This window comes from Idiomarina rhizosphaerae (genome assembly GCF_024159085.1).
Lineage (GTDB): Bacteria > Pseudomonadota > Gammaproteobacteria > Enterobacterales > Alteromonadaceae > Idiomarina > Idiomarina rhizosphaerae.
Genome location: NZ_JAMZDE010000003.1, coordinates 327210 through 345097, shown reverse-complemented (window position 1 = coordinate 345097; position 17888 = coordinate 327210). Strand labels below are relative to the sequence as shown.

The following is a 17888-nucleotide window of genomic DNA, read 5'->3' as shown; positions in this document are numbered from 1 at the left end:
ACAGGCGACGAGTGTGAAATCGTTGGTATGAAAGACACGACTAAGACCACTGTTACTGGTGTTGAAATGTTCCGTAAGCTGCTTGACGAAGGTCGTGCAGGCGAGAACATCGGTGCCTTGTTGCGTGGTACTAAGCGTGACGACGTAGAGCGTGGCCAGGTACTGGCTAAGCCAGGTACAATCACTCCGCATACTAAGTTCGAAGCGGAAGTTTACGTACTGAGCAAAGACGAAGGTGGCCGTCATACGCCATTCTTCAAAGGCTACCGTCCACAGTTCTACTTCCGTACAACGGACGTAACTGGTGCAGTAGAATTGCCAGAAGGCGTAGAAATGGTAATGCCTGGCGACAACCTGAAGTTTGTTGTAGAGCTGATAGCTCCAATTGCAATGGACGAAGGTCTGCGTTTCGCTATCCGTGAGGGTGGCCGTACCGTAGGTGCAGGCGTTGTATCAAAAATCATGGACTAAGCAGTCCGTTTGATTTTAGGAGCCCGGCTTTGGCCGGGCTTTTTTATGCCTACTAATAAGTTTTATTAAAAGAGCCTTATCAAAAGTAAGCGAAGGCTCGCTCAAGTATTGACATTTAAGTCCAAAAAATGAACTATTGAGAAAGATACTTAACTTATAGTCAGCCGATCAATTGAAATTACTCAGATACTTTTCTGTGTTCGTTTTTATGGGACTAAGCTGTTCTGCTAGAGCACAAGTGCCCGTCTATGTTGCTGCCTACGATTACCCTCCCTATTTTTCCGATGTACTGCAAACTGATCTCACCCGTGAACTGATAACCTTGTTGAACGAGCATCAGGACAGCTATGAGTTCCGTATTCAGGTAATCCCTCCAGCAAGTCGCCATAAAGCCTTGAGTGCGAAAGGGTGCTGTGATGTTATATTTTTCGAGTCACCCCTCTGGGGTTGGAAGAAAAGCGGAGTAACCTTTCAGGAAACAATTCCTTTAGTCAAAGGAAATGAGAGGCTGGTCGCCTTGAAAAAAGAGGGTAGAGATCAGTCGTTTTTCGATACATTTGATGGCAAAACCTTAGGTGGGGTTAAGGGGTATCATTATCTGTTAGGAGGCGAGCTATTGGCTTCAGATGAAGTCGAGGAAAAGTATACGACGTATTTGGCAGACTCCAGAATTATAAATTTGCAGATGGTATTAGGAGGTCGCATAGATCTTACTATTATCAATGATGAACTTCTGGCTGCTTTAAAAGGCTCAAATCAAATTAATGTGGACAGTCTATTGTTGTCCGAAAAGGTTAGTCTGGAATACAAGCTGCACTTACTCGTTGGCGATAATAAGAGTATCAGCGCAGATACGTTACAGAGGTTGCTGCGAGAGCTTGGCCGACAGGGAGAGTTTGAAATACTATTTAGACGATTTAATATGGAGCGGTTTCAGATATATCGGCCGACAATAACGCGCTAGTAAACACTAAGCCCCAAGCGGTTTGCTAGCTCGCGTACCATGTACATTCCACGGGCACTGTTACCGTAGCTGTTTAATCTTGGGCTCCATGAGCAAATAACGCCAAAGTCAGGAACGACAGCAATCATCCCACCACCAACACCACTTTTAGCGGGAACACCTACGGTAAAAGCAAACTCACCGCTTTGGTCGTACATGCCGCTGGTTGATAGCAATGCATTAATGCGTTGAGAGTCTCGTTTTGACATAATTTTCTTTTTGGAAAAAGGACAAATTCCGTCATTGGCAAGAAAAGTAAAAGAGCGAGCCAGATTTTCGCATGACATGGTCAACGCACACTGCCAAAAGTAATGATCCAGTAGTTCATCAACTTCTGCGTCAATATTACCAAAGCTTTTCATTAGGTGAGCAAGAGCCGCATTGCGGTGGCCATGCTCTTTTTCTGACTGGTGAACAATGTTATCGGCGTAAACATTGTCATTGCCACAAAGGCTGCGAACCAAGCTTAAAACTGCGTTCTTACTGGCTGAGTAGCGACTAACCAATACATCGCTGACCACAATAGCCCCGGCATTTATCATCGGATTACGGGGTATGCCTTTTTCCCACTCTAGCTGCACTATAGAGTTAAATGCCTGGCCTGAAGGCTCCATTTTAACTCTGTCCCACAAGTCCTCTCCAAGGCGTTCCATTGCCAGCATAAGACCAAAAATCTTCGAGATCGACTGGATAGAGAATTGCTCCTGGGTATCACCGACGTTAAACACCTCTCCGTCGAGAGTGGCCAGAGTAAGTCCGCAGAGCTCGGGGTCGACCTCTGCTAACGCGGGGATGTAGTTAGCAACATGCCCTTCGGTGATCTTCATTGCCTGCTGGTGAATCTCCTCCAGTAAGCTTTTGAGATCATCCGGGGCATGTATCTGCTGCCCGCCACTGACAAGATCACGCGTCAAGAGGATGCTCCGGATGCGTGATGGTAGACAGGCGTTCTTTTAATTCGTCAGATAGCTTCACAGAGCGCTCCTGCTGAAAATCAAAGTACACTAATACTGTTTTACCTTTAGCGCACAGTTTATCTTTCTGCCAAATTTCGGTAATGATATCAAATGAGCTGCCACCTAAACGGCTGACGTAAGTATTCACTGTGACATGCCCGCCAAAATAAATGGGTAAGAGGTAATCGACTTCCAGTCGCGCAACAATCAAGCTTTGTGTTTTCGGAGACATTTCTCCAAAGAACTCAAAAATAGGCAAACGCCCGGTTTCTATCCACCCCGGTATCACCGTGTTATTGACGTGCCCAAGGGCGTCGGTTTCATAAAATCTTATTTTAAAGTCTTCCGTTAACATATTGCGTCCTTTTTATGACAGCTTAAGCATAGGTTTTAAGAAACGGGCCGTGTGTGAGCGCTCATTTTCACAGATATCTTCTGGTGTACCTTCGCAGAGGATTTCACCACCGCCAGAACCACCTTCAGGGCCTAAGTCGATGATCCAGTCAGCGGTTTTTATTACGTCTAAGTTGTGCTCAATAACCACTACCGTGTTGCCGTGGTCACGCAAACGGTGAATAACCGCCAGCAGTTGCTTAATATCGTGGAAGTGCAGACCGGTTGTAGGCTCGTCCAGAATGTATAAGGTTTTGCCGGTATCACGCTTGGACAACTCACGTGACAATTTCACCCGTTGCGCTTCACCACCGGAGAGTGTTGTCGCTGACTGGCCTAACCGGACGTAAGACAAGCCTACATCCATTAAGGTTTGCAACTTGCGCGCAATAGCCGGAACCGGATCGAAGAATTCACGAGCATCTTCAATGGTCATATCCAGCACTTCGTGAATATTTTTACCTTTATACTGTACTTCCAGCGTTTCGCGATTATAGCGCTGACCTTTACAAATATCGCAAGGAACATACACGTCCGGCAAGAAGTGCATTTCAACCTTAATAACCCCATCGCCCTGACAAGCTTCACAACGACCGCCGCGTACGTTAAAGCTGAAGCGACCGGGTTTGTAACCCCTAGCTCGTGATTCCGGAACACCTGCGAACAGTTCGCGAATGGGCGTGAAAATACCGGTGTACGTTGCCGGGTTAGAGCGAGGCGTGCGGCCTATTGGGCTCTGGTCAATATCTACGACCTTATCCAGCAGTTGCATGCCATCGACACTTTTGTAAGGAGCCGGTTCGCCCGTTGTCGCGCCGTTAAGTTCGCGGTGCGCAATATGGAAAAGCGTATTGTTGACCAGCGTCGACTTACCTGAACCTGATACTCCGGTCACACAGGTCATAATACCCAATGGTAAATTGAAATCGACATCCTTCAGGTTGTTACCGCTAGCTCCGTGAATGGTTAACCGGCGTTTATCAGGTTTGTGGCGTTGTTTGGGAACTTCTATTTCTTTTCTGCCGGACAGGTAGTCACCGGTTAGTGAACCTTCACTTCCGACAATATCTTCAACCTGACCCTGAGCAATGATTTCACCACCATGTACGCCGGCACCAGGTCCAATATCAATAACGTGGTCGGCCTGACGAATAGCGTCTTCATCGTGTTCAACCACAATTACGGTGTTACCCAGGTCACGCAGGTGAGTCAGAGTGTTTAACAGCCGTTCGTTGTCGCGCTGGTGCAAGCCAATACTGGGCTCATCCAGTACGTACATAACACCAACCAGACCTGCACCAATTTGGCTGGCCAGACGAATACGCTGCGCCTCACCACCAGACAAAGTTTCCGCGCTACGAGACAAACTTAAATAGTTAAGCCCCACGTTAACTAAAAAGCGCAGACGGTCATTAATTTCTTTCAGAATTTTTTCTGCAATTTGCGCGCGCTGACCTTCCAGACTCAGTTGCTGGAAGAACTCAAGTGCGTCGCCAATGGACTGCTCAACCACTTCCGGCAGGGTCGTGCCCTGAATAAACACATGACGTGCTTCAGTACGTAAGCGCGTACCATCGCAGCTTTTACAGGGTTGCGTTGCTACGTATTTGGACAACTCGTCACGCACAGCCTGTGACTCAGTCTCGCGGTAACGACGCTGCATGTTAGGAATAATTCCCTCAAACGGATGCGCTCTGACCACCTTGTCGCCGCGGTCGTTCATGTAAGTGAATTTTATTTCTTCCTTACCGCTGCCAAACAGAATCTTTTCGCGAATATCATCGGGTAATTCGTTAAAAGGCTGCGACAATTTAAAGTCGTAATGCTTCGCCAGGGACTGCAGCATTTGGTAATAATAGAAGTTGCGTTTGTCCCAGCCGCGAATTGCGCCGCCGGTTAGCGACAGCTCTGCATTAACAACAACTTTGGCCGGATCAAAAAACTGCTCAACACCCAGACCGTCACAGGTAGTACAGGCGCCAGCCGGATTGTTGAACGAGAACAACCGTGGCTCCAGTTCCTGCATGCTGTAACCACAATGCGGGCAGGCAAAGTTCGCCGAGTACACTTCTGCATCACCGTCGCCGTCCATAGGCACGACTAAAGCTGTTCCGCCACTAAGTTCCAGCGCGGTTTCAAAAGATTCCGCCAGACGCTGCTCCATGCCTTCGCGAACTTTAAAGCGGTCAACGACCACTTCAATGGTGTGCTTTTTCTGCAACTCTAACGTCGGAGGATCGCTTAAATCGCATATCTCACCGTCTATACGAGCGCGGATATAACCCTGCAAGGCGAGATTTTCTAGCACTTTTAAGTGCTCGCCTTTACGGTTTTGAATAATTGGCGCAAGCAACATACGCTTTTCGCCTTCAGGAGCCGCCAGCACGTTATCGACCATTTGCGATACGGTTTGCGCCGCCAGCGGCACGTCGTGAGTCGGGCAACGGGGCTCGCCCACCCGGGCAAACATCAGACGTAAATAGTCGTAAATTTCCGTAATGGTACCGACCGTCGAACGCGGATTATGCGATGTTGACTTCTGTTCTATTGATATAGCCGGAGACAAACCCTCAATACTGTCAACATCAGGCTTTTCCATCAGCGATAAGAACTGACGTGCATAGGCAGACAGCGACTCTACATAGCGTCTCTGCCCCTCGGCATACAAGGTGTCGAAGGCAAGTGATGACTTACCCGAACCGGATAAGCCGGTAATCACAATAAGCTTATTGCGGGGTATCGTCAGATTGAAATTTTTTAAATTGTGGGTGCGCGCACCGCGTACTTCAATAGTATCCATAATTCCCGTCTGTTGTTCAGTAAATGACTGACGACAAAACGCTATTATCGCACAGTGTTAGGCATCTGGTACAATAACGGCATCATTTATCATGTTACTGATATAAAAGCAGTGAAATGACGCCGCAAAAATTAAATAAAACAGAGAAAAAAGCCGCTTTAGCACTAGCTTCCGTGTTTGGTATACGGATGTTAGGGCTGTTTTTGATCATGCCAGTTTTAGCGGTTTATGCACAAGACTACCCTGACTACTCGCCGCTGTGGGTTGGTATTGCTCTGGGTGCCTATGGCCTGACACAGGCATTGTTGCAAATTCCGTTAGGCATGCTGTCTGACCGCCTTGGCCGAAAACCGGTTATTGTCGGTGGCTTGCTGGTCTTTATTCTTGGTAGTGTGGTGGCCGCTCAGGCCGATACTCTATTCGGTGTATCCATTGGTCGGGCGCTACAGGGGCTAGGCGCTATTGCGGCTGCTATTCTGGCGCTGGCAGCTGACTTATCGCGTGACGAACAACGACCGAAAGTGATGGCCACTATTGGTATGTGCATTGGCCTGGCGTTTGCTATTTCGCTGGTAGCCGGGCCTTTATTGGGCGATATTATTGGTCTTTCGGGTTTGTTCTGGTTTACTGCTGCCAGTGGTGTTCTGGGCATTCTGGTGTTGTTGCTGAGTGTACCCAAAGTGGTGACAACCTCTGCCAGGCGTGAATCCTTACCCGTATTGTCTGAACTGGGCCACTTGCTTAAACACAAACAACTGTGGTGCCTGAACAGCGGTATTTTTGTGTTACACGCTATTTTAACGGCCTGGTTTGTGACTTTACCCATGCAGCTGCAAAATGCGGGTTTTGAAAGTCAGACTCACGCCTGGTTTTACTTACCTACGCTGGCGGCTTCTATTTTGTTCATGGTACCAATGATTATCAGCAGTTCGCGCAATAATAATTCTGTGCAGTGGCTGCGGTTTTCTATTATTACCTTAATTGTCGCGCTGTTAATTATTGCCATAGCGGGGCAAAACGCCTGGCTGCTGGTTGCTGCTTTGGTGATATTTTTCACCGGCTTTAATTTTATTGAAGCCAGTTTACCTTCGTTACTGACCCGAGTTGCTCCGGCGGGGAGCAAAGGCAGTGCCAGTGGGATTTATTCAACAGGTCAGTTTCTAGGCTCTTTTGTCGGTGGGGTCGTAGGCGGCTCCGTCTTACAATTTTTTGGGCTATCTGGCGTTGTTGTTTTCTGCCTGATCTTGCTAGTATGTTGGTTGCTAATCAGTTTCGTCATGGTTAACCCCGCAGGTGTCACCAGCGTCTCGTTATCATTGCCGGGGTTAACTGAAAGCAAGGCTATCAAGCTAAGTGAGCAGTTACTTACCGTAACCGGCGTTACGGAAGCAAGATGGGTTGAAGAAGATCAGGCCACTTACTTAAAAGTTGATAAAAAACATTACGATGAAAAGGCGGTTAATCAGTTGCTTAAAGAAGCATCGGTCGCTTAATAATTTAAAGCAGTTGTAACGCGTACAAGGAACAGGAGAATCTAATGGCCAGTCGCGGTGTAAATAAAGTAATTTTAATTGGTAATTTGGGCGCTGACCCAGAGGTTCGTTATACCCAAAACAGCACAGCGATAGCCAACCTGTCGATTGCGACCAGTGAAACCTGGAAAGATAAGCAAACAGGCGAACCGCGCGAACAAACCGAATGGCACCGTTGTGTGGCTTATCGTCGCTTAGCAGAAATTGCCGGCGAGTACCTGAAAAAGGGCTCTAAAGTTTATGTTGAAGGGCGTTTGCAAACGCGTAAATGGACAGGCCAGGACAACGTAGAGCGTTACACGACAGAAGTGGTCATTAACGAAATGCAAATGCTGGATTCTCGTGGCGGCCCTCAGGGTGGTGCTCCACAACAAGGCCAGGGTTTTGGTGGCGGTCAGCAGCAAGGCGGTGGTTACGGTGGTGGTCAACCACAACAGCCGTCACAGCAACAACAGCGTCCTGCGCCTCAGCCAGCGCAGCAGCAAAATCAACAGTCACAACAAAAACCGGCAGAACCCGCGCCGTTTTCACCTGACAACGATTTTGATGACGATATTCCCTTCTAGATTGCCAAGTGTAGGATTTACCCGCTGGATATCTGTATTATTTGATAAAAGCCCCTTTTTCAGGGGCTTTTTTGTATCTAATTTTTAGCTCAAACCTATCGCTATTTTCATTTTAGTTAGCACGCTAAGTTTGTTATTATACTTAGCGTGCTAACTAAAGAGATTGATATGACATTAACACAAGAACAGCTCAGACAATTATCTGTACCTGAACGACTCGGTCGCGTTGCGCGTCAGTGGCAGGCTATTGCGGATAAGGAACTGGCACCGCTGGGGTTAACCTACCCACGCTGGAGTGCTATGTGGAAATTGGCACGTATTGGTGATGGAGTCAGTCAGAAGCAGCTTGCGGAAGCGCTTGAACTAGAACTTGGTTCACTTATGCGCACGCTGGCGCAGCTGGAGGAGCAAGAGCTGGTTACGCGCAAAGCAAGCCCGGACGATGGTCGTGCTAAGCAAGTGTTTTTAACAAATTCAGGTCATGCCCTGGTTAGAAAAATGGAAGCGAAAATTCTAAAAGTTAGAAGGGCGCTGCTGGCCAATATCGAAGACGAAGAGCTTGAAACGGTTAAAAAGGTATTGGCCATGATTTCATACAATGCGAATCACATGTCTGAAGCTCAGCAGGCTGACCGAAATAACGAGGACGAAGTATGACTGCGGACGAAAAGTTTGCCCGCTGGGTTAAGCGGGCACTGGTATTATTTGTACTCGTATTTGCCTACTTCCTGTGGGCTGATTTAAGCCTGCCGTTGACCCCGCAGGCAATGGTAACCCGGGTGGTGACTCAGGTTGCGCCACAGGTGAATGGTACGGTAGAAAAAGTCTTGGTTAATAATAACCAGTATGTTGAAGAGGGCGATCCATTATTTAAAATCGACCCGCGGCCTTATCAACTTCAATTACAGCAAGCAGAGCTTGCACTGGCTCAGGCGCAGCAGTCAAACCAGCAGTTTGATGCCCAAATTCGAACTGCCCAGGCAAAGTTAAAATCAGTACAGGCAACAGCTCAAGAGCTTAGCCGTGAGGCTCGGCGCATTAAAAATCTGATGGAAGACGGCAGTTCGTCGCAGCAGGAATATGACCGCGCGCAGAGTAGCAAGCTGGAGGCCATGGCAAATGTTGAAGCCGCCCAGTCACAACTAAAAAGCCTAAAAGTGCAACGAGGTGCTGAGGACGATGCAAGCAACTTACTTATTCAACAAGCCGAAAATGCAATAGAAACAGCGAAGCTTAACTTAAGCTACACCACCGTGCGTGCGAAACATGCCGGACGTGTCGGCAATTTAAAGCTCAGCGAAGGCGCTTATGCTCGTCAAGGATCTCCGCTAATGGCGCTAGTTTCCCCCAATGCCGATATTGTTGCCGATTTTCGCGAGAAGAACTTACGGAACATAAAGTCCGGGCAGCAGGCTCTGGTGGTATTTGATGCCGAACCCGGCACGCTTTATGAGGTAAAAGTGGAGAGCATTGATGCCGGTGTTAACGCGGGTCAGTTAAGTGCCGACGGAGCCTTAGCAGCACCGGTTAATTCAAACCGTTGGATACGTGACGCGCAGCGACTTCGGGTTCATTTGCGTTTAACCGAACAACCGGATTCAGAGCGCCCGGCCGGAGCGAAGGCCACGGTACAGATAGTTCCTGAAGGAAGCGTCAAAGCTGCGATCGCGAAAGCTCAAATCCGGTTGCTGGGCTGGTTGCACTACATTTATTGATCAGGAAGAGACTATGGCAACTTCAGCACTGAGCGAAAACGGCCTAAGGCAATGCTTACGAATAGCCTTTGGTGGCTCCATTGGCTTTCTGGCAACGGCACTGTTTGACTTGTCTTATGGCGTGTTTTTTACCGTTTTACCAATGCTACTATTGGGTTTAGTGCCAATGATAAACCGGCAGGTCGCCCGGCAAATACTTGCGGCGTCGGTTATGTGCGGACTGGAAGTCGGTATTCTGGCGCAGATACTGGGCGGGCATTCAGTATTAATGACAATGGTCGCCTTTGTCTTATTTCTGTATCGGTTTGCTTTTATGGCGCGGGGCACGGCCTTTCTGTTCGGAGCGAACGGTGTGCTGATGCTGAGCATTATGCTGCATTACGCCAGTTACCCAGGCACCGACGTTAATAACCTAATAGCCAGTAACTTTTTTGCGTCGATACTGGCAATAGTCATTGCCTTTGTTATGCATGCGATTATACCCAATAAGAAACACAATGCGGCACCACCACCTTTGCCGGATAAGTCACCTAGCCGCGTGCGCCATGAAGCGATTTTGGGCGCTACGGTGACAACCCTGTCGTTTTTGGTGTTTCAGCTGTTTGATTTACAGGATTCCATTTCTGCGCAGGCCACGACCATTTTGGTGCTATTTCCCATGAATTGGAACGGGGCATTAACTTACGCGCGCAAGCGAGCGGCAGGCACACTTATTGGTGTTATGTTTGGTCTTGGTGTGCAGGTTCTGCTGTACGGTTGGTATGACATACTGTGGTTGATTGTGCCTCTGTTCTGGCTTGGGGTGATGTTATTTGCCCGCATTCATGTACTTGAAGCTTCGGGAGCCGGAGTGGGGTTTGGGGCAATGACCACCATGGGCATTCTGTTCGGTCAGTATTTGTCACCAGCGCAAGATTTGATTTATTCCGGGCTTTATCGTCTGAGCAGTACTTTTGTGGCAATTATCGCCGCTATGATGGTGTGCTATTTGGTGCACAAACTTTTGAATCAGTTCGCGGGAACGCGATTTGGCGCGGCATAATAACTAACACTTGCAGGGGCTGAAAGAGCATGCAGCCACTTAATCAGCTGCATGCTTGTCTAAAATATCTAAACTCGAACGGTTCTTTACTTAGCTGGCGTCGTTTAGCCCAAACTGCTTAACCACTTTGTCAAAATATTCCAGGTTTTGCTTGGCGTAATCACGCTTTTCTACATAGCGACCCGGGAAGAAGTTTTTCTTGAAGCCGTAGGCGACAATGTCTTTCAGGCGCTTCAGCGAAATATCAAAATTATCCACAGCTAACTGATATTCGTTGCTGACCGTGGTACGAGAAACCAGACGGTTATCAGTACAAATAATGGTGGCTAAGCGGTTATCCAGCATGTGCTGGAAGTTGTGGTTTTTAATGTCGCCAATATCCGGGTTAGTTTGCAGGTTGCTGGTCAGGCAAACTTCAACGGCAATACGGCGATCAGCAATATAAGAGGCCAGGCTTTCACCATAAGCTTTAGGGTCTTCAATAGACGGATCCTGAGTCATTTCAGGAGAGAATAAGGAATAACCGTGACCCAGGCGGTCGGCATGGCATTTGGTTAAGGCTTCAAAAATGCTCTCAGCACCGTAAGCTTCTCCGGCATGTACGGTTTTCAGCAGAAAGTTCTCGTGCGCGTATTCGTATACTTCTTTGAACTCACCCGCCGGGTAACCAATTTCCTGGCCGGCAATATCCAGTCCGACAATTGGCATAGCTTCTTCATCACGCATACGAACGCTGGCGCGAACCAAATCCATTGCGGCCGTTTTAATAACCTGCATAGGTTCGAAGTCGCGCATTAACTGGAACATTTGTGTGTAATAAGGGGAAAATCCTTTTTTACCGAACATCCGCATGGCGCAGTTGATAATGCCGTAGTCAAATGGCGGTTTATCGCCGTTCTTAACGTCGGCACGGTTGTTGTACTCTTTCTTTGCGCGCAAAAGACCGTCGTTTACTACGTGCATTATGGTGTCAAAAGTAACACCTTTACCCGGATCCATGAGTAGCTGAGGAGCAAAGCGTACCTCTATGTAATTTACCCCTTCGTTTTGATTATCGACGGCTAATTCATAAGAGGCTTGCTCCAGGTTTTCTAAATCACGCAAAGCGGCGCAGGTGTATTGAAAACCGTTAAGGTATTCACCCAAATTGTTGTAATGCGATTTAAACACCAGATCAAACAAGCCTTCTTCGGTATAGCTTGGAAGTTCGATATCAGCGCGTTTAGCCATATCAATTAAGCTGCTGGCACGAAGGCTGCCATCAAGGTGCAAATGCAAGTCAGCTTTAGGAATGGCTTTGATAAACTCGGGGGAATATTGCATAGAGAACTCCTGCCTTAAGGTTGCTTTGTCCCATAATGCCATAAAATCGTGCTAATCTCTGCCAGGATCTGACCACATTAACTTAAAAAAATAGAACAAAATGGCTTCTCTATATTTCACTTACTCGGCAATGAACGCAGGCAAAAGCACCTCGTTATTGCAAGTGGCGCACAACTACGAAGAGCGCCAACAACATGTCTTGCTGATGACGCCGGCTTTAGATGACCGGGCAGGTAAAGGACGTATTGCTTCCCGGTTAGGTATTGGTCGCGATGCAGTGTCTTTCACACACCGGACGGATTTAGCTGCCGTAGTCCGGGCTCGCTATATGCAACAGGCAATTGACTGCGTGTTAATTGATGAAGCACAGTTTTTAAGTGAAGAGCAAGTGTGGCAACTGTCCAGCCTGGCTGACGCCGACAATATTCCGGTAATGTGTTACGGCATACGCACCGACGCTTTCGGTAACGCCTTTCCGGGTAGTGCGGTGTTGTTGGCTATAGCCGACAAGCTAGTGGAAATGAAAACCATCTGCCACTGCGGGCGCAAAGCAACCATGTCATTGCGGGTTGACGAGCAGGGCAATGCAATACGTATGGGGCAGCAAATAGCTATTGGTGGCAATGATCGTTACGTTTCCTGTTGTCGTAAACACTGGAAAGAAGCCATGGGGCTGCGCTAAAACGGTCAAATAGAGTACGGAATATGGGTTTTAGCCAAAGCACTTGATGGTATACTGAGTTTCTCATTTTTTAGCCAGAAGTGACTATGCAAAGCTTAACAATTCCAAGACCTGATGACTGGCACCTGCATTTACGCGATGGTGCAATGTTACAAACAACCGTACCTGCAACTGCGGCAGTGTTTCATCGTGCTGTGGTTATGCCAAACCTTGTACCTCCGGTAACAACCGTAGCGGCCGCTATGGAGTATCGTGAGAGAATTCTGGCCGAGATCCCCGCTGGCATGAGTTTTAATCCGCTCATGGCTTTGTATCTCACGGCAGACACGACCCCAGCAGAAATTGCTGAAGCTGCTGCAAACGAGTATGTTATTGGCTTCAAGCTATATCCATCAGGAGCGACCACCAATTCCGCTGCCGGTGTGAAGTCGGTAGAAGCTCTGGCTCCGGTGCTGGCAGCTATGCAGGAGCATCAGGTGCCTTTGCTGGTGCATGGTGAAGTCACCGACAGCGACATTGATATCTTTGACCGCGAAAGAGTTTTTATTGAGCGGCATTTAATTCCGATAACCGAGCGCTTCCCGCAGTTAAAGCTGGTGCTGGAGCACATTACCACCGCCGACGCGGTTAAGTTTGTCGAAAATGCCAACAGTAATGTCGCAGCAACAATGACCCCGCAACATTTGCTGATGAACCGCAACGACTTGCTGGTCGGCGGTATTCGTCCACATAATTACTGCCTGCCAATTTTAAAGCGCCGCTCACACCAACAGGTATTACAGCAGGCGGCCTTGTCCGGTAACCCTAAGTTTTTCCTCGGCACTGACTCAGCCCCGCATGTGCAGGCAAATAAAGAAACCGCTTGTGGTTGCGCTGGTTGTTATTCAGCTCCAGCTGCAATCGAGCTGTATGCCGAGTTTTTTAGTCAGCATAATGCGTTGGATAAACTGGCGAACTTTGCCAGTGTTTTTGGTGCTGACTTTTATCAGTTGCCCCGTAATACTGAGACTATAGAACTGGTTCAGCAACCATGGACTGTCGCTGAAACGGTAGACACTGCAACAGGGCCTATGGTGCCTTATTGGGCAGGGGCTGATTTGCAATGGAAACTGCGTAGCTAGTCGTCGCAGTTGTACTGCGACAAATGGGTTATGACGAAGATCATAAACTGTAGCGAACCAGCGCTTTTTATAATGAGCTTTGCAAAGTTTCTGTTAACATGGTTGAAAATAAAATAAAGGATGTTGTTGAGTGCTAGAATTTTCAAAGCAAAAACAAAATGATCACCGTATTTGCTTTCAAATAACGCAAAACAGCGTCCGTCTTCTTGTTGTCAAAGGCTCTGCTAAAGCCCCCGAGTTGATAGTTAATGACTATGAACCTGTGCGTCGAGGTTCGTTACTTAAGCACGCGGGCACTCTTTTGGATAAATATTCCCGTTTGTCCCTAAAAAATGCGCAAGTCACGCTGGTGTTGGGAACTGATTTATACGAGTCGGTTCAGGTGGATAGGCCTATGCTGGAACCGGAAGAAATTTCGGAAAGCTTAAAGTACAGTTTAAGCGACTTAGTGTCCTTTGCGGCTGACGAAATCATTGCCGACTATTATGAGTTTCCGGAACAACCATCCGGTCAGGATAAAGTGATTGCGGTTGCGGCCAACAAAAATGATTTAATGCCCTGGGTTGAGTTATTCGGTGAACATGACCTGAGCTTAACGGATATCGCCATTACCGAACTGACGTTACCCAGCTTAGTCGAAACTCAGAACCACGCTGAACTTACTTTATATCAAAACCCTGCGGGCAATTACCTTGCACAAATTAATACCCCTAAAGGGCTTATGTTTACTCGTCTGCTGCGTGGCGTGACCGACGTTTCTAAATACACAGAGAGCGAAATAGAAGCTGGTGCTTTAGAACCTTTGGCAACCGAGTTACAGCGTTCGGTCGATTATTTCGAAAGTCATTTGCGACAAGCCCCCATTAGCCGAATTATTCTCGCCGTAGAGCACATGAAGCCTGCCTCCCTTGAGAAGAGCCTGGCTGAGCTGTTAGCGGTAGAGTGCACTATGTATCAATATCCGCAATGGTCTGCTGACTTGCGCGAGGGTGACTACTCCGATCTTGCTGGTTTAGGTGCGTTAGTTGAGGGCGATTTATGAAGCAATGGGTAAATCTGTACCGCAACGAGCTGAAGCCTATAAAGCAGAGACTCACACTGACAAAGGTCAGTTCTGTTTTGGGCCTTTGGCTGGCGCTGCTGTTGGTTGTGGTGGCTGTTACTCAGTGGCAAACGGCAACGGTTATTCAAAAGAATGAGCAGTTATCGGCTACATTGGAAAAACTCAATAATGACTTGGCCAGTAATCGCGAGAGAATTTCCTTGCGGCAGCCAAGTCCGCAACTTCAGGCAGAAAAAGAACAATTACAGCAAGAATTGCAGGACGCCAGAAGCTTCAGTCAGCAAATTGCAGAGTTTCGTCAAAGCCGGTCTTCATCTGTTAGTGAATTTTTACATGAACTTGCAGAGATAACCCCGGAAGACATCTGGTTAACCGATTTTTCAATGTCTGGCGAAAATATCCGTTTACACGGGCAGGCGCTAAACAGTGAAGCCTTAGTGTTATGGATGGATAAGTTTGGTCAATCGAGGGTTCTGTCAGATAAGCGTTTTGCGGTTGTCGAGCTTAAGCGCAGTGAGCAAGGCTATCAGCAGTTTTTGCTGCAAAGCGTCAGAGGCAGCGAGGACGAATTAAACGATGAATAACTGGTGGTTACGCGCACAAGAAACCTTTAACTCTATGCCCGGGCGACAGCGAGCGCTGTTGTTGCTGGCCGGTTTTTTAATTATTACCCTGCCGCTTATGAGCTACGTTATTTTCCCAACGCTGGAGCAGAACAAAACTCTTTCAGCGGATAACCACCGTATTGCCTCTCAAATAGAGCAATCTGAGCAATTAGAGCAGGACTTGCAGGCGCAGCTAGCTAAGGATATTGATGCTCCGATCAGGGCTGAAATTAAGCAGTTAAAGCAGCGCTTAGCTCAAGCAAAAGGTGATTTTTCGGAAAGCCAGGTTTTGTTGCCCGCACAACAACGAAAACAGTTTCTAAATGGCGTTTTGCGTCATGCTTCAGAACTGGCAATGACTAGCCTGGAAGCTAAAGAGCCGGCCGTCGTATTTGAAACTGGGTCTATTAAACTCTATCAGCACGCCGTACAGGCGGAGTTTACCGGGCACTTTTTCGCTATATCCGACTTTGTCGATACACTGCAAAGCGAATACCCAAATGTCCAGTGGGCTCGCTTTGATTATCAGGTAGGTGACTATCCGACAGCGAAGGTAACGATAGTCTGGTATCTGCTAAGTACAGATAAGGAGTTTATCAGTGCTTAGAGGCATTGTGTTTTTACTGCTCATGGTTCCGGTCTCGGTTTTTGCGCAAGAGCGGGATCCGACCCAACCTCCGTTCACCGTAAGTCAGCCCGCAGTGGAAATGGGTAGTTGGGTGCAGAATATAAAACTGTCTCAAATTTTTTATTCAGAACAGAGCCAGTCAGCGCGTATTAACGGTGAATGGGTTAGGCCTGGCGAGAATATAGATGGGTTTCGGGTTAACTCAGTTAATCCAAACAGCGTTATTTTAGAGAAGAACAACGAAAGAGTAGAGATTACTTTGTTTAAGCCGATAAAGCAGAACGAGAAAGGCAATCCGGGGGCGGTACAATGAAAAGAGTTGCAGCAGGAGCGTTATTGTTGGCACTGAGCGGCTGTGCCTATCAACCGAGCTACTCTCCAGATGAAGCCAATAAAGCGATGAAACCGGAAGCTTCTGAGAAGAAAGAAACAGAGGCAAAGAAAGAGCTGCCAGCAGAAGTCAGTAACTTCTTAAATCAGACGGCAAATAAAGAACAAGAAGATGGACTCGCCTTACTCGAGGAACCTCGTTTTGTGCTGCAGGCCGATGATGTCGACGCGCAAGCCTTTTTTTATGGGTTAGCGGCAGATTCTCCTTATAATATTCTGGTACACCCCAATGTCAGTGGTGAAATTTCGTTAAGCCTGAAAGACGTGACCTTAGATGAAACGCTGGATGCGGTGCAGGATATGTACGGTTTTGAAGTTCGCCGTTCCGGGCGTACTATTCAAATATACCCAGCCGGGGTAAGAACTCAGACTTTCTCGCTGGATTACCTGTCACTCCGCCGTTTTGGCATGTCCCAGACTGAAATTTCAGGTGGTGGGGTGAGCGAGGAGCGCAATCAAGGCTCACGGAATAACTTCGGAAGCAGAAATAGTAATACTCGTTCCGAAGGGAGCTCCCTGCTGGGTAATAATAGTGGTGAGTACAGCGGAAACAACCAGCAAAGCCAATTGCAGGGCAACGGCTCCAGCATTAACACCCAGTCAGAAACCGATTTATGGGGTAGCCTGAAAGAAGTGATTGAGGGCATTATTGGTGAAGGAAATGTGGTGCTATCGCCGCAGGCTGGCATTGTTAGTGTAACAGCGTCCCCGGGAAAATTGCGGGCTGTGGACGACTTTATTAATACTCTGGAAACACGCCTGCAAAGACAAGTCATTTTGGAAGCGCGTATCATAGAAGTAACCTTGAATGATGGTTACCAGCAAGGCATCGAGTGGGAGAGTCTGGCATCTGGAAATGTAGGTTTTGATGTCGACTTTAGCTCTGTTACACCCAGTAACTCGACGTCAGCCACTATTGGAGGCTTGTTTGGGCTAACTTATCGTGATTCGAATAATGGCTTTGAAAGCGCAATAAAAATGTTGCAGACACAAGGTACTGTTCAGGTTCTTTCGAACCCTCGTGTCAGCGCCTCGAATAATCAAAAAGCCGTGATAAAAATTGGCGAAGATGAGTACTATGTTACTGACGTTAACTCAACGACTAACTTAGGTACCAATGGCAGCTCGGCTGTTTCGAATTCAGACATAGATTTAACGCCATTCTTCTCGGGTATTTCATTAGATGTAACGCCACAGATTAGTGATGATGGCGAAGTCATCTTGCATGTACATCCATCGGTAGTAGAAACCGAAGAGCAACAAAAAGTCATTACCTTAACAGAAGGTGAACTGGTGTTGCCGCTGGCGCGAAGTAATATCCGTGAGTCAGACACTATAGTTAAAGCTCGCAACGGAGAAATAGTGGTTCTCGGTGGTTTAATGCAAACGACTAACTCGGAAGAAGTCAGTAAAGTGCCGCTATTAGGTGACATTCCTTTGTTGGGCGAGTTATTTACTAACCGCCGCAACCGTAAGGAAAAGAAAGAACTGGTCATATTACTGAAACCGACTGTGGTGGGTGTTGATACCTGGCGCGATGAATTGAAACGATCACGCGAGCTGTTGCAAGAATGGTTCCCGGATATTGAGAAATAGTT

At 47.6% G+C, this 17888-nt stretch carries 18 protein-coding genes; 14 read left to right on the top strand and 4 right to left on the bottom strand.

Going from position 1 to position 17888, the window contains the following annotated elements; genetic code table 11:
• Both NJR55_RS03970 and NJR55_RS03965 read left to right on the top strand, forming a co-directional pair.
• Positions 1 to 471: EF-Tu C-terminal domain-related protein (locus NJR55_RS03970; RefSeq protein WP_253618040.1), on the top strand; the 471-nt coding region annotated here is incomplete at its 5' end.
• A gap of 238 nt (positions 472 to 709) precedes the next feature.
• The gene (locus NJR55_RS03965; protein ID WP_253618038.1) at positions 710 to 1435 is read left to right on the top strand and encodes an amino acid ABC transporter substrate-binding protein; all 726 of its coding nucleotides are present in this window, start codon (positions 710 to 712) and stop codon (positions 1433 to 1435) included.
• On the opposite strand, the gene glsA is transcribed toward NJR55_RS03965, so the two are convergent.
• The 3 genes from glsA to uvrA are packed head-to-tail and all read right to left on the bottom strand — an operon-like array spanning position 1432 to position 5623.
• On the bottom strand, positions 1432 to 2388 hold the full coding sequence (glsA, locus tag NJR55_RS03960; protein ID WP_253618035.1) for a glutaminase A: 957 nt from the start codon (positions 2386 to 2388) through the stop codon (positions 1432 to 1434). The two genes, NJR55_RS03965 and glsA, sit on opposite strands and share 4 nt — an antisense overlap.
• Positions 2378 to 2785 (bottom strand): acyl-CoA thioesterase, encoded by a 408-nt coding sequence (locus NJR55_RS03955; RefSeq protein WP_253618033.1) that lies wholly within the window; start codon positions 2783 to 2785, stop codon positions 2378 to 2380. Before NJR55_RS03955 ends, glsA begins: the two co-directional genes overlap by 11 nt.
• A gap of 12 nt (positions 2786 to 2797) precedes the next feature.
• On the bottom strand, positions 2798 to 5623 hold the full coding sequence (gene uvrA / locus NJR55_RS03950; protein WP_253618031.1) for an excinuclease ABC subunit UvrA: 2826 nt from the start codon (positions 5621 to 5623) through the stop codon (positions 2798 to 2800).
• A 116-nt stretch (positions 5624 to 5739) separates the two neighbouring features.
• On the opposite strand from uvrA, the gene NJR55_RS03945 reads away from it, so the two are divergent.
• The 5 genes from NJR55_RS03945 (at position 5740) to NJR55_RS03925 (ending at position 10478) form a co-directional block, all read left to right on the top strand.
• Positions 5740 to 7116 carry an MFS transporter gene (locus tag NJR55_RS03945; RefSeq protein ID WP_253618029.1) on the top strand — a complete coding sequence of 459 codons (1377 nt, stop codon included), beginning with the start codon at positions 5740 to 5742 and terminating at the stop codon, positions 7114 to 7116.
• Positions 7117 to 7160: 44 nt separating this feature from the next.
• Entirely contained in the window at positions 7161 to 7721 is a 561-nt protein-coding gene (gene ssb, locus NJR55_RS03940) for a single-stranded DNA-binding protein (protein WP_253618027.1), read from the top strand.
• Positions 7722 to 7889: 168 nt separating this feature from the next.
• The gene (locus NJR55_RS03935) at positions 7890 to 8378 is read left to right on the top strand and encodes a MarR family transcriptional regulator (RefSeq protein WP_253618025.1); all 489 of its coding nucleotides are present in this window, start codon (positions 7890 to 7892) and stop codon (positions 8376 to 8378) included.
• Positions 8375 to 9436 (top strand): HlyD family secretion protein, encoded by a 1062-nt coding sequence (locus tag NJR55_RS03930; RefSeq protein WP_253618023.1) that lies wholly within the window; start codon positions 8375 to 8377, stop codon positions 9434 to 9436. The genes NJR55_RS03935 and NJR55_RS03930 overlap by 4 nt, the downstream gene beginning before the upstream one ends.
• A 13-nt stretch (positions 9437 to 9449) precedes the next feature.
• A complete protein-coding gene (locus NJR55_RS03925) occupies positions 9450 to 10478 on the top strand; it encodes a DUF2955 domain-containing protein (RefSeq protein ID WP_253618021.1) in 1029 nt (342 codons plus the stop codon).
• A gap of 90 nt (positions 10479 to 10568) precedes the next feature.
• Here NJR55_RS03925 and NJR55_RS03920 read toward each other — a convergent pair whose 3' ends face one another.
• Positions 10569 to 11801: an adenosine deaminase family protein gene (locus NJR55_RS03920; RefSeq protein WP_253618067.1), complete on the bottom strand. Its 1233-nt coding sequence runs from the start codon at positions 11799 to 11801 to the stop codon at positions 10569 to 10571.
• Positions 11802 to 11901: 100 nt separating this feature from the next.
• Between NJR55_RS03920 and NJR55_RS03915 the strand changes: the two genes are divergently transcribed.
• From NJR55_RS03915 to mshL, 7 genes are all read left to right on the top strand, one after another.
• Positions 11902 to 12483: a thymidine kinase gene (locus tag NJR55_RS03915; protein ID WP_153849928.1), complete on the top strand. Its 582-nt coding sequence runs from the start codon at positions 11902 to 11904 to the stop codon at positions 12481 to 12483.
• Between the two features lie 86 nt (positions 12484 to 12569).
• A complete protein-coding gene (gene pyrC, locus NJR55_RS03910; protein WP_253618019.1) occupies positions 12570 to 13604 on the top strand; it encodes a dihydroorotase in 1035 nt (344 codons plus the stop codon).
• 130 nt (positions 13605 to 13734) lie between these two features.
• Positions 13735 to 14646: a Type II secretory pathway component gene (locus NJR55_RS03905; RefSeq protein ID WP_253618017.1), complete on the top strand. Its 912-nt coding sequence runs from the start codon at positions 13735 to 13737 to the stop codon at positions 14644 to 14646.
• Positions 14643 to 15251, top strand: coding sequence for a PilN domain-containing protein (locus NJR55_RS03900; RefSeq protein ID WP_253618015.1), 609 nt, complete (start codon positions 14643 to 14645; stop codon positions 15249 to 15251). The genes NJR55_RS03905 and NJR55_RS03900 overlap by 4 nt, the downstream gene beginning before the upstream one ends.
• Positions 15244 to 15879, top strand: coding sequence for a Type II secretory pathway component (locus tag NJR55_RS03895; protein WP_253618014.1), 636 nt, complete (start codon positions 15244 to 15246; stop codon positions 15877 to 15879). The genes NJR55_RS03900 and NJR55_RS03895 overlap by 8 nt, the downstream gene beginning before the upstream one ends.
• Positions 15872 to 16213, top strand: a complete 342-nt coding sequence (locus tag NJR55_RS03890; protein WP_253618013.1) for a Type II secretory pathway component — start codon at positions 15872 to 15874, stop codon at positions 16211 to 16213. Before NJR55_RS03895 ends, NJR55_RS03890 begins: the two co-directional genes overlap by 8 nt.
• A complete protein-coding gene (mshL, locus tag NJR55_RS03885) occupies positions 16210 to 17886 on the top strand; it encodes a pilus (MSHA type) biogenesis protein MshL (RefSeq protein ID WP_253618012.1) in 1677 nt (558 codons plus the stop codon). The genes NJR55_RS03890 and mshL overlap by 4 nt, the downstream gene beginning before the upstream one ends.
• Positions 17887 to 17888 lie beyond the last annotated feature (2 nt).